The following is a 22,888-nucleotide window of genomic DNA, read 5'->3' as shown; positions in this document are numbered from 1 at the left end:
AATTTACGCCCTTTAATCTGCTGAAAATCCAATTACTTGACCCTCAACCAGATACTCACTTTCTATCGTGAAACTGGGTTTGTCACCCCCTGATTCTATAAGAAACTCTATAGTCTGATTTGGGAGTAACCCTTTTAATGATATGTTCGATCGCACACCATTAACAGCAGGGTAGGCGTCGTAATAGAAAGGAGCTACGCCAATATTGGAAATGCTGATGCGACTTTGCTCGTTAGAAGCCTCAAAGCTATTAACATGAAACTTGTAGCCCATTGACATAGAAGCTTCTCTAATTCGCCCTGGCACTTGGTAACGAAACTGATCATTGCCAATGATGTAGCTAAGATGAAATTGTGCGACAAAAGATTCAAAGCTTCTGCCCCAAGCACCATCGGGATAGGTAAGTACGCTTTTTTGGTCATAATCAGAGTAGTAACTGAATTCACCACCCATCATATTTTTTTTGTAGCGTTCAATTCCAAAAAACTTCCAAGACGATAGGTTGTATTCATCTTCAGTAACAGAGTGGGTTTTATGCATCATTGAGTCATCAAATAAACCAAAGTTAAGGTTTGCATGTTCAGCTTTTTTGGAAAATGGACCGTATTCAGAATTCGCTGCGTCAATAGACACTGACCACTGTGTTGTATCGAACTTGTCATTCATTGTTTTAAAAAAAGTCTTCTGAAATTTCTTTGTAGGGAAGGTTTTACCGAGAACTCTCGGCCCATTATATAAGTGGTATTCTGCGTAGGACCCAAAGCCTACTTGAATCATGGCCAACCTAGGATCACCGTCGAAGCGAGCTGCAAAATTGGCGAAAAATTGAGTGGTGAACGTCTCTAGTTCTTTAAAACTCCAGTCAGGCACAAAAGTCTTTTTATTTTCGATTGTTGCTGAGGTGCGGGCGTAATCTTCATCATTAAAGATATAAGCAGGTACTGATATTTTGACTTTACCGGGGTAAGTATAGTGAAAACGTAAGATTGCTTGATGTTTACGACTGGCAATATCATTGAGTAAATTGTCGATGACTTCCCATTTGTAATGACCTTTAGTTTCAATAACATCACTATAAGTTAAGTAAGAATACTCTAACTGTACAGTGTCTCCAAGGGCTTCAAGAGCTTTGTTGTTATTTGCCCAAAAGGCTATACCCGTCATGGGTTGAACTTTGTTTATTGATGTCGACAATCGAATTGGGCTAAAGGTGTTTTCAGTACCGTATAAAAAACCTTGATAAAACAATGCGATTAAATAAATCAGCTGGATATGTTTCTTTTTCACCTTTATCACTCTCTATGTTTGAATCAGTCTCTGTAGCTGTGGTCATTGCTAGTTTCACAGATTTATCTGGTTAATTTGGTGCACTTCTCAAATTAGAAATAGCGGTCTTATATTTCACTTTGGGTGATTTTTCTTTCAAGTGTTTGACTTTTTCAACCCTAAAGAGTTTCATTTGATTGCGTTTGGTTGGTTTTTAGGATTATAATATTTAAAAAGAAATAAAAGAAACATAAAAGTTAATTGTTTTCGTGAGAGTAAATATTATGTCGTCATTTTTTAACCTGAAAAAACTATTACTTCCAATCTTCATTGCTTTAGCTGTCATTGCTACGTTGACGGCTTCTTATCAAGTGAAAGCAAAGCAAACTCCAGTTAAAAACTCAGATCAGAATCTTTATTGGTCGATTTATACAGATGGTGATGATATTGCCGAAGGATACAATAATCTGTTAAAGAATCGCCTAGTGAATGACAGTCAATTTTTGTACTTCTCTTTTGATAACAAAGATAATATTGCTAGTTGGCACCGTCATGAATTGTATTTCAGTATGGATACTAGGGGGCGCACTGCCAATCCTTTACCCGCAGGAGCTACGAGTCTTAAACAGTTAGATGCAAGTTATGGTTTTCGTTTTATAACTAACGATAGCATGCAATGGGTGGTTGAGCGTTATGAGGCTCAGTCTGGTAGCTGGTCATCTGCCCTACAAAGCAATGCATTAACTTCAAGTGTTGTGGATACTCCTAGGCAAATTAAAGGAAGAATTCCTTTGAGTGAATTGGGTTCACCCGTTAAAGGTACTGCCATTAAAGTAAAATTTGTATCTACAGGAGAAGGCTGGGCGACCGATGAAAGTCCAGATAAAGCGATGGCAACATACACCTTTCAATAAAATTAGACCAAATCACTCGAAGAAAATATCTAAAAATGAAACCGTCGAGTCCTTATTTGGGATGAGGTGACCTTTACCATGCTCTCAAATTTTATATCAGAAATAGGTATTCTATGTTTAAAAAATTTTACGGCCCAGTTATAAACGCTGCTTGCCTAATCAAATCGCTTCTAGTTTTAGGTCTGTGCTTGGTGTTGTTCAGTTGTAGCTTAAGTAGCAGTACCGGTCCTACCCATCAAGTAAAATATACTGTTTCTGACGAAGATATCATGAACCCAGGTCGTGGCTTCTATTATCCTTATGCAACGAAGGCCAGTAGTTTTGAGGCGGTCACTGAAGAGGAACTGCTTAGGCTGCGGAATACGTACTCAACGCCCGTAGGCGGAAATTATCAAATCAGACATGGACTTTTTCTTAGGCAATACATTTTAGATAGCTTTGTTAACACTAAAGAGCTGTCAGAGACCTTTCTACAGCAGTTACAAAGTGACTTTGATACAGCCAGAAAAACTGGGGTTAAATTTATTGTTAGATTCTCCTATAACAATGTTCCACCAACGGGTGATTGTGGTTCCTGGATATGCCCTCCTTATGGTGATGCCAGTAAAGATATTGTCTTGGCGCATATAGAGCAAGTCTCGGAGGTGTTGAGTAAAAACCATGATGTACTTTTGACTTGGCAGGCTGGCTTTATAGGTACATGGGGAGAGATGATGTTCACCGATCATTTTGGTGACTTTGATGCACAAGGTAGGATTTACAATGAAAATTGGGATGACCGAGTTGAAATGGTTAAAGCAATATTAGACTCTGTACCAAAAGACATAACTGTGCAAGTTAGGAAACCTCAATTAATTCAAAAGTTTATGCATGGAGCTGAGGCTCCAGTCACTGCCGCCCCATTACGCGAATTTCAGGCATTTAATGGCTCTGATGCTTCTAGGTTAGGTTTATACAATGATTGTTTTCTTGCTACATCAGATGATTGGGGAACATTTGCCGACTACGGATCATCTGCTAAAGCCCCAGTTAATAACGAGAAAGTAGTAAATGCATTAAAAACTCATCAAGCTCAGCACAGTCGTTATACTATTGTGGGCGGGGAAACCTGTGATGACGGCTACTCTCCTCAAAACAACTGTAGTCATAATGTAGTCGATATTATAGATCGATTTAATTATACCTATTTAAACTCAGCGTATAACAATCAAGTCAATAATGACTGGCAGGACGAAGGCTGTATGTCGGATATCAAACGTCGTCTTGGTTATCGTTTAGCCATGGTGAAGGGTGAGTACTCTAGTGCTGCGAATGCTGGTGGACTTATGCTTTTCTCGTTAGATATAGAAAACCTAGGTTTTACGTCTCCAATGTTCCCAATGCAGCTTAGGGTTATATTTACTCATAATACTAGCGGGCAAGAGTATGCAGTTGTGCTCGATCCTGAACGTTATGATATTCGAAGCTGGCGTCCAGAGAGTAACGTTAGAATTGAAGAGACCTTGCAACTGCCTGCCTCTATGGAGAAAGGCCAATATCATATATCGCTGCACATAGCTGACGTGAGTAATGGTGGAATAATAAGTCATCGTCCTGAGTACAGTATTCAATTTGCTAATCAAGGTACATGGCAACCTCAAAAAGGGTATAACTCGCTACTTCAAAGTATACAGGTAAAAAATTGATTTCGTTTTCTTTCGTTATCCAGTCTTGTGAAAGATAATGAAGGGTGGTAAGGTTTCTTTCATTATGTATGTAGGTAATGATTACCATATTACCTTTTTTTATTTTATGACTTAATCGGTGTTCTCCATGACAAGCACAAATAATCAACCTTCTAGTAGTTTGCTCCCTATGCTGATTATCGGCATATTATTTTTTATGTTTGGCTTTGTGACTTGGCTCAATGGCTCTTTGATCCCATTTTTAAAAGTAGCTTGTGAATTGAGCCATTTTGAAGCTTTGTTAGTGACATTTGCTTTCTATATTTCATATACAGTGATGGCATTACCCATGTCTTATATTTTACGCCATACGGGTTTTAAAGACGGTATGGTGCTGGGATTGTTCGTGATGGTAGTGGGAGCCTTAATGTTCATACCAGCCGCTTATTTTAGAATGTATAGCATTTTTTTAGTGGCGTTGTTTATGTTAGGTGCTGGTCTAACGATTCTACAAACTGCTTCTAATCCTTATATTGTACTACTGGGTCCACGAGAAACTGCTGCTGTTCGTATCAGTATTATGGGTATTTTAAATAAAGGTGCAGGTATTGTCGCCCCACTTGTATTTACTGCATTTGTGCTAACAGACATGTCTCAATTTACCGAAACTAGATTAGCCTCATTGGATATGGAACAAAGAGCAGTGGAACTTGCAGAGCTGTCATCACGTTTGATCACGCCTTATTTGATTATGGCCGGGATGTTATTCGTACTTGGCTTGTTTATTAAATCGGTTCCTTTGCCTGATATCAATTCAGATGAAGAAGCAAGTGAAGATGACGACAGCAGTATTTTGCAAAAACCACAAGTCATACTTGGAGCTATTGCTTTGTTTTTCTACGTCGGAGTAGAGGTGCTTGCTGGTGATACAATTGGTTTGTTTAGTAAAGAGCTGGGTGTCACTAATTTTGGTGAGTTAACCTCCTATACTATGGGTTTTATGGTTGTTGGCTACGTGTTAGGTATGTTGTTCATCCCTCGCATGCTCAGTCAAAGCTTTGCTTTGGCAATTTCTGCAATCGCTGGGGCGACCTTTACAGTATTACTGCTTAACGCAAGCACAGTTTCAACAGACTTATGGGACTTACTGTTCGGTTGGACAGGTGTTCCGGCTATTCCAAATGCAGTGTTATACGTTGCCTTACTTGGTTTAGCTAATGCCTTAGTCTGGCCAGCTGTATGGCCATTAGCTCTTAGCGGTTTGAATCAGAAAGATACTAGTACAGCATCTGCATTATTAATTATGGGAATTGCCGGTGGTGCAATTATTCCTTTGATTTATGGTTATCTAGCTGATGGTTCGGGTGATTTGCAAAGCCCATATTGGATCATGGTGCCTTGTTATGTGTTTATTGCTTTTTACGCAGTCAAAGGACACAAGTTAACTCACTGGCGAGCTAGTTAATTGGCTTAAACGAGTACATTTTGCGACATAGCTATGAGTCACGTGTCAACTAGATTGGCAACTACAGTTACTCATATTAGAAAAATATAGGTAAGAAGAAAAATATGCATTACGGTCTGGACGTGGGAGGCACAAAAATCGAAATAGCGATTTTTAATGCTGACTTCACACTAAGCAACTCATGGAGAGTGGCGACACCTGGGGATAATTACCAACACCTTTTAGCAACCCTAGCTGAAATGGTTGATAAAGCGGATCAAACAACTGGTTGTCAAGGGTCAGTAGGTATTGGCTTCCCGGGTATTGTAGACAGTCTAGGATGTGCTGTTTCTGCCAATATTCCAAGTATTAATGGCCAGCCTCTGGTGGCAGACACCCTTAAAGTACTGAATCGTCCAGTGGGATTTGAGAATGATGTAAAAGCCTTTGTGTTATCTGAGGCCAATGGCGGTGCAGCACAGGGGCAGAAAAATGTACTGGGTTTAGTTTTGGGTACGGGAGTCGCAGGGGGGGTGTGCATTGATGGGCAACTTTTTCGCAGTAAGCAAAATGTGGCTTGTGAATTTGGACATATACCACTTCCTGCTATTTTGCAGCAGCGTTATCAATTCCCTCTGCGCCAATGTGGTTGCGGCTTACTTAGCTGCGTTGAAGAATATCTAGCTGGCCCAGGATTACTTTGGATGTGCACACACTTTGAGGCAGGTTATACATCTGTGCCAGCACTCATAAAAGGGTTACAAGCAGGCGAAAGTAAAGCCCAAAAAACCTTTGATGCTTACATCGACTGCTTAGGTTGTTATTTAGCACAACTAACCCTGATGTATGACCCTGACATCATAGTATTAGGTGGTGGTCTATCAAATATTAATGAACTCTATCCTCCTTTATCTGCGGTAATGAAACAGTATTTGTTTAAAGGGGTTATGCCTCCTAACGTTGTCGCCCCTATATTTGGAGACTCTAGTGGTGTTAGAGGGGCTGCGTATCTCGGGAAATGTGCAGGTGAGTAAAGCGACCGCGCTACAAAGAACAACCAATACACAAAAAAGAAAAAACAAGCTATGACTTCAGCACTTATTAATACTCAAATATTTACAGGGCAATCAGTACTTCAAAACCATGCCGTTATTGTAGATAGCGACAAAGTTGTTGCGGTCATGCCCCAAAGTGAACTGCCAGCTACGATAGAAAGACGATTCGACTTGTCGGGGCGTTACCTCGTTCCTGGGTTTATTGACCTTCAGGTTAATGGCGGTGGTGGTGTGATGTTTAACAATGCCCCTACTGTTGAAGGGTTACGAACTATCGCCAGTGCCCATAGGCGTTTTGGTACTACAGGCCTGATGCCAACCCTAATCACAGACAGTTTTGACGTAATGAGACAGGCCATTTCTGCGGTAAAGCAAGCTATTGATGAAGGGGTACCTGGTATTTTGGGTATTCATCTAGAAGGACCGTTCTTAAACCCTGAACGCAAAGGGGCACATGCAGAAGAAAAATTTTGCCTAATTGATGAAGAAGGCTTAGAAGTCATTAGTTCATTAAATGTAGGCAAAACCATAATCACCATTGCACCTGAATTGACTACCACGGATATGATTAAGCGAATCTGCGATAAAGGCATCACTATTTGTGCAGGTCATACAGGAGCGGATTATGAGCAGACGTGTGATGCATTAGCTGCCGGTGTAACAGGCTTTACTCATTTATATAACGCCATGACACCTCTTCAAAGCCGTGCCCCAGGGATGGTAGGAGCCGCACTTAACGACGAAAATAGTTGGTTTGGAATTATTGCCGATGGTTTTCATATGCACCCAGCTGCGTTTCGTGTTGCTGTTGCAGCGAAGCAAACTGGCGGGGCGGTATTGGTAACTGATGCGATGTCAACCGTGGGGGCAATTGATAAGTCTTTCGTGTTAGATGGTGAAACTATTTATGCAGTTGATGGGCGCTGTACTAATGCTGCGGGATCACTAGCTGGTTCAGACTTAGATATGAATGCGGCTATTAAAAACGCGATGAAATTTGCGCGGGTAAGTTGGGTCGAGGCGGTTCGCATGGCGTCTCTCTATCCAGCTCACGCTATCGGCTTAGAGCATCAATTTGGACGCATTAAATCAGGCTATCAAGCGAACTTTGTCGAATTAGATGAGGAACAAAATGTGATCGGCACTTGGATTAGCGGCCAGAGATATCTCAGCGAATGAACATTATGCTGTCATCTTTGATTAAAGAATAACGCTGATTTACCTGTTGTTCTCTTTAGAAGATGTTCTTGTTTTTTAATCTGCGTTGGGCTTTGGTCTTGCGTATTTCTCAACGGATAAATATTGATTATGAATAGAAGAAAATTTTTAGTTAACACCGCTGCTAGTGCAGCATTAGCCCTTTCAGCTACGCCATTTTCTTATGCTACATCATCGACTGCTAGCAAATTACGTTTAGGTTTTATTGGGATTGGTGCGCGGGGAACAGGGCAGCTAGCCCTTACCTTAAAAAGAAAAGATATTGTTGTAACTGCCGTTTGTGATGTAGACAAAGAGAGACTCGAAAATTCAGCAAAAATGGTTGAGAGTGCAGGCATGGCTAAACCTGCCATGTTTGGTGCAGGCGATGAAGATTATAAGAACCTTTTACTTAGAGATGATGTTGATGCAGTGATTATTTCAACACCTTGGGTTTGGCATACGCCTATGGCGATTGATGCAATGGAAGCTAAAAAAGCAGTTGGCCTTGAAGTAGCCGGTGCCTTTGATATTGAAGAATGTTGGGCATTAGTCGATGCTTATGAACGAACTCAAACGCCTTTCATGATCTTAGAGAATGTAGCTTATCGCCGTGACGTGATGGCTGTTTTAAATATGGTAAGACAAAACCTTTTTGGTGAAATTGTTCATCTTCAGGGGGGCTACCAACATGATCTTCGTCACGTTAAATTTAATAATGGTAAGCAATTGTATGGTGGTGGCGTAGAATTTGGTCAAAAAGGCTACAGTGAGGCGCGCTGGAGAACCAACCATTCGGTGCTTCGAAACGGAGATTTATACCCTACTCATGGGTTAGGTCCAGTTGCTAATTGTATTAATAATAATAGAGGTAATCGCTTTGAATATCTAACATCGACAGCTACTAAAGCTCGAGGATTAAATGAGTACATTGATGAGCATCCAAATGGAGGTGAGTCTCATCCCAATGCTTCTGTTGATTTTAGATTGGGGGATATTGTTACCACCGTTATTAAATGTGCCCAAGGTGAAACCATAGTGTTAACCCATGATACAAACTTACCTCGACCTTATTCTTTAGGGTTTAGGGTACAAGGCACTGATGGTATTTGGATGGATTTGAATAACAGTATACATATTGAAGGTAAGAGTCCTGCACATGAGTGGGAAAACGATGCTGCGTATATGGAAAAATACGATCATCCATTATGGAAAAAATATCAAGGCGATGCGCAAGGTGCAGGTCACGGTGGTATGGATTTCTTTGTTATCCATGCTTTTGTTGAGGCATTAAAAAGGAATGAGCCTATGCCGATGGATGTGTACGATCATGCGTCTTGGGCTGCGGTCACTTGTATGTCTGAAAAGTCTATCGCTAGTGGCGGTAAGCCTATGCACTTTCCTGATTTCACCCGTGGTAAATGGTTAACTAGACAACCTATATTTGGATTAGACGACAGGTATTAAATCTAAAAAATCGTGTGCGATTAAATACACGCTATGTTCTGTTACTTATATGCTTTTGTTAACAATAATAAGGGCAATTGAAATATCGTGGTGGCCTGAAATAAAAATGAAAGTAAATTTCAGGTTTTTGTATCTAATGGATGTTAACTGAACATTCGAGCAGCTATGAGTTACGCTTTAACATAAAAACCTAAATAAAAATGACATGAGGTTTTTATGTGTAATATTTTGAGTGGACGAATCTAAACTAACAGTAAATTTTAGAATGCCATGATATGTTTCTCACCTCTGAGAGATGACTATAAGGAACAAAATGATGACACACATTTCTAACGAACAGATCCCCCAGCAAGCATTTGATTGGTACGATGATTATGCTCATGGTGATATCGACCGCCGTACTTTTATGAGTCGTTTAGCGACATTGCCTATTGCTGGCCTAACATTTGGTGCGGTAGCGGGTGCACTCACTCCTAACTATGTATTGGCTGAGCAAGTATCTTTTAATGATTCAGCTATTAAAGCAACTTATGAAACGTTTGAATCTGCGAAAGGGCACGGTACTGGTCAGGGGTATTTGGTTGTACCTACTGAGCTAAAAGCTAAGGCTCCAGCGGTTTTGGTGGTTCATGAAAATAGAGGTCTCAATCCGTATATTAAAGATGTCGCTCGCCGTTTAGCTAAACAAGGCTTTATCGCCTTTGCTCCTGATGCTTTATTTCCGCTGGGTGGATACCCAGGTAACGACGATGAAGGTCGTACTATGCAGCGTGGAATGGACCGTTCTAAAATAGAGCAAGACTTTATTGCTGCGGCTGAATTTTTGAAAATAAATGAGGCTACAACGGATAAATTAGGAGTGGTAGGTTTTTGTTTTGGTGGTTATATAAGCAATATGTTGGCAGCCGTAGCACCAGAGTTAATTGATGCCGCCGTACCTTTTTATGGCACTCCAGCTAAAGGTGAGTTAGTGAAAAATGTCAAAGCACCTATTATGATTCAGTTTGCTGAAAATGATAAAAGGGTGAATGCAAGTTGGCCTGATTATGAAGCAGCATTAAAAGCTAACAAGGTGGACTTCATTGCCCATACTTACCCAAAAACACAACACGGTTTCCATAACGACTCTACTAGCCGTTACAATCCTGAAATGGCAGAGCTAGCTTGGTCTCGTACCTTAAGTTTTTTTAAAGAACATTTAAGCTAAAAATTCAAATGAAACCCTGTTATCAGGTACTCTGTGACAGGGTTATATAAATGAACACTATTAAGAAAAGGACAAAGGAGGAATTCACTGATGAGTAAAGAAATAAAAGGTATGTGTTTATTTTTGGGTATGATTGGATTGGCTTATGTGGCGATTTTAATCTTGGTGATGGCTTTTACAGGTGTGAAAATTTTAAAAAGCATCATATTTATCAGTGCTTTTTCTTCATTTTTGGTGAGCCTTGGTTTAACACCACAGGTTAAGCAGCGCCTTATGCAGGCTGTTAAAGATAAACTCATAAAATAGTTGTATTTTAGCTAGCGTTAAAAAGTTAGTTCTCTCATCTTCTTGTGTGGTTAATATAATTACCTATTAACATTGCGTTTTAGCAAAATTTTGCCTATTTTATTTTGGGGTATATTTATTACCCTAAATTTAAAAATAATAATTATCAGGCAGAAAAAATGAAACTATCAAAACTATCTACATTAATACCACTAACACTTGTTGCTCTCTCACTCGGTACATACTCTCATGTCGCTGTTGCTGAAGGGCTCAAGCATAATAGAGTGATTATTAAGTTCATAGAGAACGAAAATGATCTTAGTACAGAAAGCCAAAGAAGAACTTCAAGAGCACTAAAGGTTTCCAATTACCTATCAAAAAAAGCTAAACATTTGAAACGCACAGCTCTTGGATCTGACGTGTTTGAAATAGAAGACATGACAGACTCAGACATGCAAGAGATGATAAACAAGTTAAGCAGTATGGCTGGCGTCTTATACGCTGAAGAAGACAAGCTTATGCAGCATCAACTGCAACCCAATGACACCTTATATAGTAATCAATGGCATTATTTTGATTCAGGTACCAGCATCAATGTTGAACCTGCTTGGGACAAGGCTACAGGCAATGGCGTAGTTGTTGCTGTGCTGGATACTGGATATCTGGCTCATGCAGATTTGGCCGCTAATGTTTTGCCAGGTTACGATATGATCAGTGATTCCTTCATTGCTAATGATGGTGATGGCAGAGACAGCAATGCCTTAGATCCAGGCGATGCAACTGCCGCTAATGAATGTGGTTTTGGGTATCCCGCGTCATCTAGTTCTTGGCATGGTACTCATGTAGCAGGAACAATTGCAGCGGTAACTGATAATAATTCAGGGGTAGCAGGGGTCGCTTTCGATGCACAAATTCTTCCGGTACGTGTATTAGGCAAATGTGGTGGTTACACCTCAGATATTACTGACGGAATAATTTGGGCTGCTGGCGGCAGTGTATCTGGTGTGCCTACTAATACTACACCTGCACAAGTTATTAATTTGAGTTTAGGGGGATCTGGTAGTTGTTCACAGTCTTACGTTGCAGCGATTAGTTCAGCTAGAGCGAATGGCGCAACGATAGTCATTGCGGCTGGAAACTCAGGAGTTAATGCATCAAATGCAGTACCTGCAAACTGTGCCGATATTATTTCAGTTGCTGCAACTGGGCCGACTGGTGCAAGTGCTTATTACACTAACTATGGTAACGTAGTTGATGTAGCGGCGCCGGGTGGTGATTTATCTTTTGGTACCTCTAGTGGTGTATATTCTACTTTAAATACCGGAACAGGAAGCCCAGTTTCCGATACCTATGCGTATTATCAAGGTACGTCAATGGCAGCACCACATGTAGCGGGCATTGCCGCACTATTATATGAGGCCGACCCTAGTGCCACGCCAGATGAGATTGAAGCTGCAATTGTAGATTCTGCTGCTGCTTTTCCTGGAACATGTAGCCAATGTGGTTCTGGTATAGCCGATGCAAGTGCTGCAATCGATGAGTTACTAGATACAAATGATGATGGAGGTGGCGATGATGGTGACTTTGAACCTGTTACTTTTTCAGTAAATATTCCTGATTTGTCACGTCGTAGTTGGGCGCATTATACCTTGGATGTTGAGCCGGGTGCGTCGACATTGAGTGTAGATATTTCTGGGGGGACTGGAGATGCTGATTTGTATATACGTTATGGTGCACAGCCCACTGTAGGAAATTGGGACTACCGTCCATACTTAAATGGTAATAACGAATCAGTAACTGTGAGTTCCCCTCAAACGGGCACATGGTATATTAGTGTTAGAGCTTATAGAGCAACGACTGGAGTTACCTTGTCAGGCTCAGTTAATTAGTCAGTTTTAAGTGTTATTCTAAAGCTCCTAAGGGAGCTTTTTTTATAATAGCGCCTAAATGATGTGCTTTAATTCTCTTACGCTAACGGGGAATTTTACTCCGCCATCATGGCATCACTCAGGCAATATAATATATATTCTGACGGGTTCAATTTTTCCTTAAAAATATGCCTTTAATCGCCAATTATTCACTGTTACGCAATGAATAAATAGCAGGCTGATTTATATACTGACGCAGTGGCCAGTAGCAGGCGAATAGGGATAACAAGCCAATAGCAAGTCCTGAATTGGGACGGTTTATTGAGGGATAAATCCTAGTTTTTATTTGGATTAGGATGTGGCGACTAGGGAGGCATATCCTCTCGAAGTGTATCTGCCAATCGTAGGGCTAACGCGGCTAATGTTAGGCTCGGGTTTGCGGCAAGTGAGTTAGGGAAAACAGACAAATCGCAACAGTACAAGTTTTCATATTGATCAAATTTGAGCTGGGTATCAACCACACCTTGAGCATTTTCGCCTAGTCGCAATGTTCCAACTTCATGAGCAACTCCTCCCAATGGCGCTAGATTTAAAAAATGATTGTCATTTTCAAGTACGGTCGCATTTAGTTTGTTAAGGACTTCATTTTTTATTTGGGTCATTTCATCGATAAGGTTATTTGCAGACTGACTAGCCTGCATCGTTATGTCTACGTCTTCGTAATCTGGTCCATTTTGCGTGACTTCATTCTCTTCTACTAAAGGGCTTTCACATAGAAACACAATTTCACAAAGCATTTCATCGTTTCGATCTTGAGTATGTTTTTCAGCAAATTCGGGGTCAATGTAACGCCCTTGATTAAAATCGGCGCCGAGCTCAATAACAATTAAAAATCTATGGGCTGTGTCGTCATCGGTTACCGTCATCCTAGCTGTGATTTTAGAAGATGCTTGTCTGTCGTATAGCGGGTGGCTAACTGGGATAGCAAAGTGGGTGAAGAATATGGGGTGGTCGGTAAAACCTTTGCCCACTTTGTTTGATTCAGTTTGTAGACCACTAAGTTGTACTATTTTAGAACTTTCAATGGACCCTGCGGCCAATATGACCTTATCGGCTTGATAAGTCCTGTTTTGCCGAGCGATTAAATCATATGCACGAACGCCAGTTATTTTATCTTCATCGACTAATAATTGGTTTACAGCATGATTTAAATTTATGGTTAAATCAGTATCGTCAGTCATGGCTGCCTCCATTAACAATGAGGCTGTATTGAATACTCCTGCGGATAAAGTCCTTGCTTCTCCATCTCCTCGCTGCACGGCCATTGGGGCAGTGGTGACATGCCAATTAGGAAACTCTTGATTGAACCAGGTTTTAGCCTTTGATTGATATGAGCTTTCCAATCTACTTAATTTCATCAAGTTTTCAGCTTTATCGAAGTATACATCTTCTAATTGATAGCGAATTTCATCTGGCCATGGTTCCAGTTCCCACCAAGCTGGTCTGGGGATCAAGGCACCCCAAAAAACTGAGCGCCCACCTAAATTAAATCCAGCGGCACCTTGGTAAACGTGAGCCTCGGGATTTTTAAAATTTTTTGTTTGAAAATCAGGCCATAGTTGCCAAAGGTGCTTGTCGAATTTTCCAGAAATATGTCGACGTGGTAAGTTTCCTACATGAGTTGGAAACAAATAGGAACCAGCCTCCAGTACCAGTACCTTTTTACCAAAATCAGCAAGTTGTTCTGCAACTATGCCTCCACCCATACCAGAGCCGATTACTATCACATCATATTGTTCAGATTCATCTAAGTTGGGTTGCAGAAAGTGCCTTTGTAAACGACTATTTTCCACAAATATTTCGGTTGTAGCCGGAAAATTCACATTGGCCTCAGTGTAATCAAACACAGCTCCGTCGAAGGGAATTATCACGTTATTGTTTGCACCCTCTTGCCAATATTGGCAATCTAATCTGAATTTAAATTCGATCTGGTTAGGATAATTATCCTTTTCAAAGGTGAATATCCAGGCACCTTCTTGATAGAGTCCTGGAACGTGAATTCCCCAGTTATTGAATGCACTGCCGGAAATTGTTATTGAGTGATTGGGGCGAAACTGCTGCGTGTAAAATCGAATTGTAAACATTAGGTTGCCACCTTCGAGTTTTTCGAGCTTAGGAGATAGAAGTCTTACTTACTTTTTCAAACTCTCAACTTGAATGCAATGTTTTTTTGGTTAAAAAACATACAATTTATGTGTTTGTTTTTTCTATTTATTCCTAATTTAGGACGACTGTCCTCAAGTTCATTTGTTTAGGGTGTAACCAATATTTTTAAAATCTTATTATTATATTAGCAAGAGAGGAGTCGATATGTTTGTTAGTCTTTTGTTTTAAAGTTGTCTTAGTAACCTCAAGTTAGTTGCAAGGCTTACCCACAGAGCTAGGCAGAGTGACTAATTCCAATAGTATTGCAACAAGTATAGCGGCCAGCGACCAGTGGTGTTTGGGCTGCGTAATTAGAGCAACCCAAACGTGTCAGTTAGTCACTTAAAAATCATATGATGCTTGTAAGTAGATACGACGGCGTTCGCCAACAATGGCACCGGATACCTCATTGAAACCTGCAAGAGCAAATTCTTTATCAAATAAATTTTTGATATTCAGTTGAAGTTTCCAATCTTGCACTGCGGTCTGCCAAGACAAATCGTAAATAGTGTAAGGCTGAATAGTGAAAGGTGCGTCATAGCTGGTAGTTCGGTCGGTTCTTTCACCTACGTATTCAGCGCCAAAAGCGATAGAAGATGAAATAGCTGGGAACTCATAACGGGTCCATACCCCTACTTGATGATAAGGGTTGTTGGCTAAAATACGATAAACAGTGTTGTCTTCAGATATATCATCTGCTTCAACATCTGTATAGGTGTAATTGATACTAGCAACCCAGCGTGGGGTAATATCCATAAGCGCATCAACTTCAAAGCCTTGACTACGTACTTTACCAATTGCAGAGGTATTACCATCTTCATCTGCGGATATGGTGTTTTTGCGATCAATATGATAAATCGCAGCGTTCAGATTCAGGATGTTGTCTAACAGATAGCTACGCACCCCTACTTCAAACTGTTGCGCTTCCTCAGGATCAAATAGCTCACCATCTAGCGAGTCTTCTTGATCAGATGCAGTTTGTGGGGTTAAACCGGTAGAGAAAGAAGTATAAGGTTTGATCTGCGCGTTTAGATCATAAGTGGCGCCTAGACGAACTGAGTAACCTAAGTCATTGTATGAGGTGTTGTCGGCATTATCTTCATTATCGATATAATCTTCAGAAAAATAATCGAGTCGTGCACCGGCCAATACATTTAGTTTAGCTGTTGCTTGCCACTGGTCTTGAATGTAAACACCTATTTGGTCTAATTCAGTTAGCCTGTCTCGGTTTAAGGTTGCATTGTAAGCACTGATATCAGAGTCGTAACTTGGGTTTGTGAGGCTTAAATTAGACACGCCGTTATTTACACCATTAGCATAATAAAAGACTTCATCTTCACTAGCGAAATGGTAATCAGCACCCGCTACTACAGTGTGTTCACCTAAATCGGCAACAAGGTAAGATGCTAGATCTATCCCTTGGTAAATACGGGTTTGATCTTGGTAGCGGCGCGTTATTTCGTCGTAGACACCGTCATCATCGTTGTCTACCAAAGCCCTTGCTTGATGAAACTTGATCACTTCTTCCGTGTCGTAATAACGCACAGTAGAGTTACTGCTTAGCCAATCATTGAAAGAGTGTTCGAGGTTAACTTGAAAAATGTCTGACTGAAAATCTTGCTCATCGTCAGGTTCGTTGCTATTCCAAGATATATCCGTTAAAAAATTACCATTTTCATCAATGGGTACGCCACGTAAGCGCTCACCTAACTGGTCAAAATGTGTGTATTGAACCGTTAATGTACTATCGTTACTAAAATCCCAAGCATAGCCTAGGTCAAGAATTAGGTTATCTTCTTCAACATTGTTACGGTAAGAGTCTTCTGTGCTCGAGTAAACACCCACGCGATAACGCTGTGAGCTGTCTTCATTTACTGGCCCAGAAGATTCTATGCTGCCACTGAAGAACCCCTTGTTACCCAGTCTTAACTCAGCAGTATTTTCTTGCTCAAAAGTCGGCTTTTTAGTGACATAGTTAATGGCTCCACCTGCTTCCCCTGCTCCGTAAGCAGCACCAGACGGTCCTTTTAAGGTTTGAACTTGTTCAATATTAAAAAGTTGAGGAATAGTAAAGGTTCTAAAAGGGTCACCTTTTATGCCGTCATAAAACACTTGGCTTTCTTGCTCGAAACCGCGCATTTTAACAATGCCGTAATTTAAATAAGACACACCTGACATTGAACGGAATAGGTCGGATATTTCATAGGCAGCTTGGTCTTCAATGAGCTCTTGGGTGATGATTTGAACCGTTTGTGGGATTTTATCAATATCTGAATTAGTGCGTGTGGCAAATACAGCGCCATTGCCTTGATACAAAGATAAAGCTCGACCTTCTACAGTAAGCACTTCTAGCTCAGCGTCTTGGCTGGCTGAAGTTCCTTGGTTAACCGACGCATCTTGCGGTGTAGCTTGGCCAAAAGCCGAATTTGATATAAATAATACGCCACAGACTTGCATGGCTATTAACGTGATTTTTGCAGACACAGCACGGATTCTCCGAATAGAATTTGAGGCGCAGGACTATAATCTAAATAGTAATGATTATCAATAACCTACTTGCGCTCATTGACAATCTAAGTTAGTAACTCATAGTTTTTTGGTGTACACAGCAGAGCTACTTGACCTTGTATCGTGATGAAAATTTATAAGAGACGGTTGAAGTTACAAAAAGATTTGGCAATTTGATAATTGTATAAACTAAAAAAGCTCCGTAAGGAACTTTTTTAGTTTTTATTTGTTATTGGATTCTTTAGACGCGTTCAAACACTGTCGCAATACCTTGTCCTAAGCCAATGCACATGGTGGCTAGGCCAATTGATTTATCGTTAGCTTCCATCAAGTTGATTAGCGTAGTAGAAATACGCGAACCAGAACAGCCTAGTGGGTGACCTAGTGCTATGGCGCCACCGTTTAGGTTAACTCTGTCATCGTAATTATCAATCCAACCTAACTGTTTGATACAAGACAACGCTTGTGCAGCGAAGGCTTCGTTAAACTCAGCTAGCTCGATATCAGCCATGGTTAAGCCTGCACGTTTTAGAGCTTTTTGTGTGGCAGGAACTGGGCCAAAGCCCATAATTGCGGCATCACAACCAGCAACCGCCATGGCGCGGATTTTAGCTCGTGGTGTTAATCCAAGGGCTTTGGCTTTGTCAGCAGACATAATTAACATAGCTGAGGCACCATCAGACAAAGCGGATGATGTACCCGCTGTTACTGTGCCGTTAACCGGGTCAAAAACGGGCCTTAAGGCCGACATAGTTTCAACAGTTGAGTCAGGACGAATGACTTCATCTACGGTAATTGACTTTAATACACCGTCTGCATCATGGCCTTGGGTGGCTACGATTTCACTTGCCCAGCGGCCTTCAATGGTGGCTTGGTTGGCACGTTGGTGTGAGCGCGCACCAAAGGCATCTTGCATCTCACGGGTAATACCATTTTGACGACCTAGTAACTCGGCTGTCATCCCCATGCTACCAGACGCTTTTGCTGCGTGTTTGGCGATTCCTGGGTGAAAGTCTAGGTTAAAATCCATAGGCACGTGGCCCATGTGTTCTACCCCACCAATCATGTACACATCACCACGGCCAGACATAATACCGCTGGTGGCATCGTGCAGAGCTTGCATTGATGAACCACATAGACGGTTTACGGTTACTGCGGCTGTTGAGCGTGGGATATCAGTAAGTAATTGCGCATTACGGGCAATATTAAAACCTTGTTCTTTGGTTTGTTGCACACATCCCCAAATGATGTCTTCTATCTCACTTGGATCAAGGTTTGGATTACGTTCTACCAATTTTGACATTAAATGTGCAGATAGCGTTTCTGCACGGACATTTCTAAAAATACCGCCTTTAGAGCGACCCATTGGTGTACGAATACAATCGACTACTACGACTTCTTTCATGATCTTCTCCTTAGGCTATTATGCAAAGTATGATTTATTAGAGGCGGCCATGTCGCGCACACCATCTGATATTTGATAAATAGGACCTAAGTCTGCGTATTTATCTGCTAACGCCACAAAGTTGGTTAAGCCCATAGTTTCTATGTAACGGAATATACCACCTTTAAACGGAGGGAAACCTAATCCATAAAGTAACGCCATATCAGCTTCGGCTGCACTGGCGACTATGCCTTCTTCAAGGCAACGAATGGCTTCGTTAGCCATAGGGATCATCACACGTGCGATGATTTCATCTTTGTCGAACTCTTTTGTGGCAGCACAATGTGGAGCGAACAATTCATAGGCTTCTGGGGCAGCTGTTTTAACAGGACGGCCGCGCTTGTCTAAGCTGAAGTTGTAAAAGCCTTTGCCGTTTTTCTGACCAAATCGTTCTGCTTTGTATAGTAAGGTGACCGGGTCATTTGCAATTTTTTGCATACGCTCAGGAATGCCGTCAGCCATTACGCCTGATGCGTGATCTGCTGTGTCCATGCCTACTACGTCTAGCAAAAATGCTGGGCCCATGGGCCAACCAAATATTTTCTCCATGACTTTATCAACGGCAACAAAGTCGGCGCCGTCCATAACCAGTTTGCTGAAACCAGCAAAGTAAGGAAATAACACACGATTCACTAAGAAGCCTGGGCAATCGTTAACTACTATGGGGGTTTTACCCATTTTTAGGGTAGCGGCAACGACGGCAGAGATAGTGTCTTCAGTGGTTTTTTCACCGCGAATAATCTCAACTAATGGCATTTTGTGCACAGGATTGAAGAAGTGCATACCGCAGAAGCGTTCAGGCTTTTGTAAACTCTCTGCTAATTGATTAATTGAAATGGTAGAGGTGTTAGAACAGATAATGGCATCGTCAGCCACATGAGTTTCGGTTTCTGCCAACACTATGCCTTTAACTTTAGGGTTTTCTACAACCGCTTCAATCACAAGATCGACATCTTTTATGGCTGAATACTCAAGAGTTGGGGTAATGTTGTTTAGTGTGGTGGCCATTTTAGTGGCATCCACTTTACCGCGCTTCATACCTTTTCCTAGTATGGTGGCGGCTTCTTTTAAACCTAAATCTAATGCAGCCTGATTGATATCTTTCATGATAACAGGTGTGCCTTTAACCGCAGATTGATATGCGATACCGCCACCCATGATACCCGCGCCTAATACAGCGGTTTGCTTCACTGCTTTAGTGGCGGCTTTAGCTTGCTTTTTACCTTTACCTTTAACTAGTTGATCCGCTAAAAAGATACCCACTTGGGCCCTAGCTTCATCTGTTTTCGCAAGAGTTGCAAACCCTTGGTTTTCTAATTTAAGGGCGCCTTCTCTGTCTAGGTTTGCTGCTTTAGCTACAGTATCCACCATCATATGTGGAGCAGGGTAATGCCTACCTGCTTGAGCGGCCACCATAGCTTTTGCGGTTGAAAAGCTCATCATAGCTTCATTTTTGTTTAGCTTAAGGGGGGCTTTTTTCTCTGCACGTCGGGCTTGCCAATCAAACTCACCCGCAATGGCATCTTTAAGCATGCTGCTTGCGGCCTCTACTAGTTTGTCTGGAGCAACCACTGCATCCACGGCACCTTCTGCTAGGGCTTTCGCTGCCTTGCGATCCCGGCCAGTTGTCATCCACTCTAGTGCGTTGTCAGAGCCAATTAATCTAGGCAAACGAACGGTACCGCCAAAGCCAGGCATAATACCTAATTTGACTTCAGGTAAACCTAGGCTAGCCGTTGTATCGGCCACACGGAAGTCACAGGCTAGAGTCATTTCACAGCCGCCGCCTAGGGCAAAGCCGTTCACTGCTGCGATAGTAGGAAAAGGTAAATCTTCAAATCTATCAAATACTTGTGAGGTTTTAGATACCCAAGTTAATACCTCTTCATCAGGCATATCGAACAAGCCTGTAAATTCAGTTATATCAGCGCCAACTATAAAAGCTGGTTTAGCTGAACGAACTACTACACCTTTTACGTCAGTGTTATCTTTTAGTGCTTGAGTGGCGGCATCTAATTCGGCAACGGTTTGTTGATCAAACTTGTTGACCGAACCTGATGCGTCAAATACTAATTCTGCAATACCGTCTTGCAGCAAATTTACCGAGAGGCTGTTACCTTCGTATATCATTATCATCTCCTGTGATGTGAGCCAGAGCGCAGATTGCAACGCGCACTCTCGTTCTTAAATTTTTTGAGGCCAGTATTGTTAAAAATAAGTTTCACTTGAATCTAATTTTAACAATATTTACCAAGAATAATTACATGTGGGCAACTATACTGATTTCAACTGGTCATTCCAGTTAAACTTGAATGTTTTTGATAAATTTTCAGCTTTCTTTAATTAGCTACAAAAAGACCTAGGTAAATTTGTTACTATCATTACTTATCCTTGTTTAGTTTTTTTGTTGACTGTGGAATCTGTGATTACTCGCTATTTAATTTGGTTAGTCGTGTTTATTGTCTTGAAACCTCAGGTAAGTTTAGCTGCGTCGAAACTTACCTTGGAGCAGCAAAGAAATTTATTCATTGAGGCCGAAGCTTTCACTGATAAGCCTAATAGCAAGGCTTATCAAAGTTACATGCAGCAGTTAGATGGGTATCCATTAAAGCCCTATCTTGAGCTCAAGACGCTTACTAAATTCCCTTTTATGGCGAATAAAGCTCAGATTGAAGCCTTTCTAATCAAATATGAATCATCCCCCCTCGATAGACCACTCCGTAAAAAGTGGCTTAGCTATTTGCAGAAGCAAAATCATGATGACTTGTTTGTTGCTTCTTATCGTGACGTAGGTGATGTAAAACTGACCTGTCATTATGCGGAACTGTTAATAAAAGATGAAGACACAAGAGCCAAAGCGTCAAAGCTGGCAGAAACACTATGGGTGGTAGGAAAGTCACAACCTAAAGCTTGTGATCCTCTTTTTACTAAGTGGCAAAAATTAGGGCAACGCACTCCAGAGTTAATATGGAAACGATTAACTAAAGTAGCTATGGGAGGCAATCAAACCCTGATCCCCTATTTAAAAACCTTATTACCCCAAGAACAAAAGTATTTGGCTGATCTTTGGTTAAAAGTGCGCTGGGCTCCAAGTCAGGTGAGTCGCCTTTCTAACTTTCCCAATAAAATCTCTATCTTAGAAACTGAAATTGCTATTTACGGTTTAAAACGTTTGGTTTGGCAAGACAGGGATTTAGCGCTGCGTAGTTGGGATGAGCTTAGTAAACGACTTGTTTTTACTAAAGAACAGCAGCAACAAATATTTCATAGATTTGCTGTTGCTTTAGCTCTTAGCAATCATGATCAAGCGGATCTCTGGCTTGAGAAGGCCATTGAGTTTGGTGTTGATTCAGAACTGTCACGCTGGCATTTAGCTCATGTGATTAGAAAAAAAGATTGGCAGCATGCTCTGGTTGTGGCTGATTATGCCATCGAGCAAGGGGGCATAGATAATGTGTTTAGATATTGGCAGGCAATTGCTTATAAAGAACTGGGAGCTGATGAGTTAGCGGAGCAAGGATTTCAACACTTAGCCAAACAACGTCACTATTATGGCTTTTTAGCTAGTGCTCAATTATCGGTAAATACCAGCTTAAACAATAAGCCAGTTCAAATTCCCCAAGCAGAGGTTGATGAGCTGATGTCAGAGCCGGCGGCTCAACGGGCTTTTGAGTTTAGAGCTCTGGAGCGCAATTTAAGCGCTAGAAGAGAGTGGTATTACTTACAAGGTAACTTGAATGAACAACAAAAAGTGGCAGCTGCGGTATTAGCTGATCAACAAGGTTGGCACGCCCAAGCTATTTTTGGCTTTGCTAGGGTGGGTTATCTTGATGATTTAGATAAACGTTTTCCCATGCCCTTTGATAATGAAGTTCAAGTTAATGCTGAAAAAAATGATGTTGACGTGGCTTGGGCTTACGCCATTGCTAGAAGAGAAAGCTCCTTTATGGTTGATGCTGCCTCTGGTGCTGGAGCATTAGGTTTGATGCAACTGATGCCGGGTACTGCTCATTATTTAGCAAAGAAAAAAGTACAAAGAAAAGTGTTATTTGATCCACAGCAAAATGTAGAGCTAGGAACTCAGTACATGCGTTATTTGTTAGATAAAATGGATAATAATCCTGTACTCGCTACCGCTTCTTACAATGCTGGATGGCGTAAAGTTAAAGAGTGGCAACCTGAGACAGGTACTATGCCTTTGGATGTGTGGATTGAAACTATTCCCTACAAAGAAACACGAAACTATGTGAAGGCCGTTTTGGCATATCAGCAAATCTATCATCAACATCTAGGAAACAAAGATAATATGTTTCAAGACTGGGTGAAAATGCAAATAGCCCCTAAGAGTTAAGCTCCAGCTTATG

At 41.2% G+C, this 22,888-nt stretch carries 15 protein-coding genes; 10 read left to right on the top strand and 5 right to left on the bottom strand.

The annotated features are described in order from the left end of the window. Positions 1-12: 12 nt before the first annotated feature. Complete coding sequence (locus tag EOK74_RS09970; RefSeq protein WP_133469857.1) at positions 13-1,287, bottom strand: DUF4832 domain-containing protein; 1,275 nt, start codon at positions 1,285-1,287, stop codon at positions 13-15. Between the two features lie 263 nt (positions 1,288-1,550). On the opposite strand from EOK74_RS09970, the gene EOK74_RS09965 reads away from it, so the two are divergent. The 9 genes from EOK74_RS09965 to EOK74_RS09925 all read left to right on the top strand — a co-directional run bounded on the left by EOK74_RS09965 (position 1,551) and on the right by EOK74_RS09925 (position 12,388). Further along, entirely contained in the window at positions 1,551-2,180 is a 630-nt protein-coding gene (locus EOK74_RS09965; protein ID WP_133469856.1) for a hypothetical protein, read from the top strand. A gap of 113 nt (positions 2,181-2,293) precedes the next feature. Beyond that, positions 2,294-3,865, top strand: coding sequence for a DUF4832 domain-containing protein (locus tag EOK74_RS09960; protein WP_133469855.1), 1,572 nt, complete (start codon positions 2,294-2,296; stop codon positions 3,863-3,865). Between the two features lie 127 nt (positions 3,866-3,992). After that, positions 3,993-5,309, top strand: a complete 1,317-nt coding sequence (locus EOK74_RS09955; protein WP_133469854.1) for a sugar MFS transporter — start codon at positions 3,993-3,995, stop codon at positions 5,307-5,309. A 104-nt stretch (positions 5,310-5,413) separates the two neighbouring features. Beyond that, a complete protein-coding gene (locus EOK74_RS09950) occupies positions 5,414-6,322 on the top strand; it encodes an ROK family protein (protein WP_133469853.1) in 909 nt (302 codons plus the stop codon). A 51-nt stretch (positions 6,323-6,373) separates the two neighbouring features. After that, positions 6,374-7,522, top strand: coding sequence for an N-acetylglucosamine-6-phosphate deacetylase (nagA, locus tag EOK74_RS09945; RefSeq protein ID WP_133469852.1), 1,149 nt, complete (start codon positions 6,374-6,376; stop codon positions 7,520-7,522). Positions 7,523-7,651: 129 nt separating this feature from the next. Then, positions 7,652-9,007, top strand: coding sequence for a Gfo/Idh/MocA family protein (locus tag EOK74_RS09940; RefSeq protein ID WP_133469851.1), 1,356 nt, complete (start codon positions 7,652-7,654; stop codon positions 9,005-9,007). A gap of 316 nt (positions 9,008-9,323) precedes the next feature. Then, positions 9,324-10,214 (top strand): dienelactone hydrolase family protein, encoded by an 891-nt coding sequence (locus EOK74_RS09935; RefSeq protein WP_133470028.1) that lies wholly within the window; start codon positions 9,324-9,326, stop codon positions 10,212-10,214. Between the two features lie 90 nt (positions 10,215-10,304). Continuing rightward, positions 10,305-10,520, top strand: coding sequence for a hypothetical protein (locus EOK74_RS09930; protein ID WP_133469850.1), 216 nt, complete (start codon positions 10,305-10,307; stop codon positions 10,518-10,520). A 158-nt stretch (positions 10,521-10,678) separates the two neighbouring features. After that, positions 10,679-12,388, top strand: coding sequence for a S8 family peptidase (locus EOK74_RS09925; protein ID WP_133469849.1), 1,710 nt, complete (start codon positions 10,679-10,681; stop codon positions 12,386-12,388). Between the two features lie 344 nt (positions 12,389-12,732). Here the strand turns inward: EOK74_RS09925 and EOK74_RS09920 are convergent, their stop codons facing one another. The 4 genes from EOK74_RS09920 to fadB all read right to left on the bottom strand — a co-directional run bounded on the left by EOK74_RS09920 (position 12,733) and on the right by fadB (position 20,654). Continuing rightward, positions 12,733-14,511: a GMC oxidoreductase gene (locus tag EOK74_RS09920; RefSeq protein WP_133469848.1), complete on the bottom strand. Its 1,779-nt coding sequence runs from the start codon at positions 14,509-14,511 to the stop codon at positions 12,733-12,735. A gap of 403 nt (positions 14,512-14,914) precedes the next feature. After that, on the bottom strand, positions 14,915-17,056 hold the full coding sequence (locus tag EOK74_RS09915) for a TonB-dependent siderophore receptor (protein WP_133469847.1): 2,142 nt from the start codon (positions 17,054-17,056) through the stop codon (positions 14,915-14,917). A 265-nt stretch (positions 17,057-17,321) separates the two neighbouring features. Beyond that, positions 17,322-18,485 (bottom strand): acetyl-CoA C-acyltransferase FadA, encoded by a 1,164-nt coding sequence (gene fadA, locus EOK74_RS09910; protein ID WP_133469846.1) that lies wholly within the window; start codon positions 18,483-18,485, stop codon positions 17,322-17,324. 18 nt (positions 18,486-18,503) lie between these two features. Beyond that, complete coding sequence (gene fadB, locus EOK74_RS09905; protein ID WP_133469845.1) at positions 18,504-20,654, bottom strand: fatty acid oxidation complex subunit alpha FadB; 2,151 nt, start codon at positions 20,652-20,654, stop codon at positions 18,504-18,506. Between the two features lie 292 nt (positions 20,655-20,946). On the opposite strand from fadB, the gene EOK74_RS09900 reads away from it, so the two are divergent. Then, positions 20,947-22,875 carry a lytic transglycosylase domain-containing protein gene (locus EOK74_RS09900; protein WP_239024073.1) on the top strand — a complete coding sequence of 643 codons (1,929 nt, stop codon included), beginning with the start codon at positions 20,947-20,949 and terminating at the stop codon, positions 22,873-22,875. The last annotated feature ends 13 nt before the right edge of the window (positions 22,876-22,888 follow it).

The organism is Paraglaciecola marina, from assembly GCF_004360155.1.
In the GTDB taxonomy this organism is placed as follows: domain Bacteria; phylum Pseudomonadota; class Gammaproteobacteria; order Enterobacterales; family Alteromonadaceae; genus Paraglaciecola; species Paraglaciecola marina.
The sequence above is the reverse complement of the archived record's forward strand: the minus strand, read 5'-3'. Positions and strand labels throughout refer to the sequence as shown.

Coding starts and splice junctions, on each gene's coding strand:
- EOK74_RS09965 (WP_133469856.1), top strand. CDS start 1,551: ATGTCGTCATTTTTTAACCTGAAAAAACTATTACTTCCAATCTTCATT.
- EOK74_RS09960 (WP_133469855.1), top strand. CDS start 2,294: ATGTTTAAAAAATTTTACGGCCCAGTTATAAACGCTGCTTGCCTAATC.
- EOK74_RS09955 (WP_133469854.1), top strand. CDS start 3,993: ATGACAAGCACAAATAATCAACCTTCTAGTAGTTTGCTCCCTATGCTG.
- EOK74_RS09950 (WP_133469853.1), top strand. CDS start 5,414: ATGCATTACGGTCTGGACGTGGGAGGCACAAAAATCGAAATAGCGATT.
- nagA (WP_133469852.1), top strand. CDS start 6,374: ATGACTTCAGCACTTATTAATACTCAAATATTTACAGGGCAATCAGTA.
- EOK74_RS09940 (WP_133469851.1), top strand. CDS start 7,652: ATGAATAGAAGAAAATTTTTAGTTAACACCGCTGCTAGTGCAGCATTA.
- EOK74_RS09935 (WP_133470028.1), top strand. CDS start 9,324: ATGACACACATTTCTAACGAACAGATCCCCCAGCAAGCATTTGATTGG.
- EOK74_RS09930 (WP_133469850.1), top strand. CDS start 10,305: ATGAGTAAAGAAATAAAAGGTATGTGTTTATTTTTGGGTATGATTGGA.
- EOK74_RS09925 (WP_133469849.1), top strand. CDS start 10,679: ATGAAACTATCAAAACTATCTACATTAATACCACTAACACTTGTTGCT.
- EOK74_RS09920 (WP_133469848.1), bottom strand. CDS start 14,511: ATGTTTACAATTCGATTTTACACGCAGCAGTTTCGCCCCAATCACTCA.
- fadA (WP_133469846.1), bottom strand. CDS start 18,485: ATGAAAGAAGTCGTAGTAGTCGATTGTATTCGTACACCAATGGGTCGC.
- fadB (WP_133469845.1), bottom strand. CDS start 20,654: ATGATATACGAAGGTAACAGCCTCTCGGTAAATTTGCTGCAAGACGGT.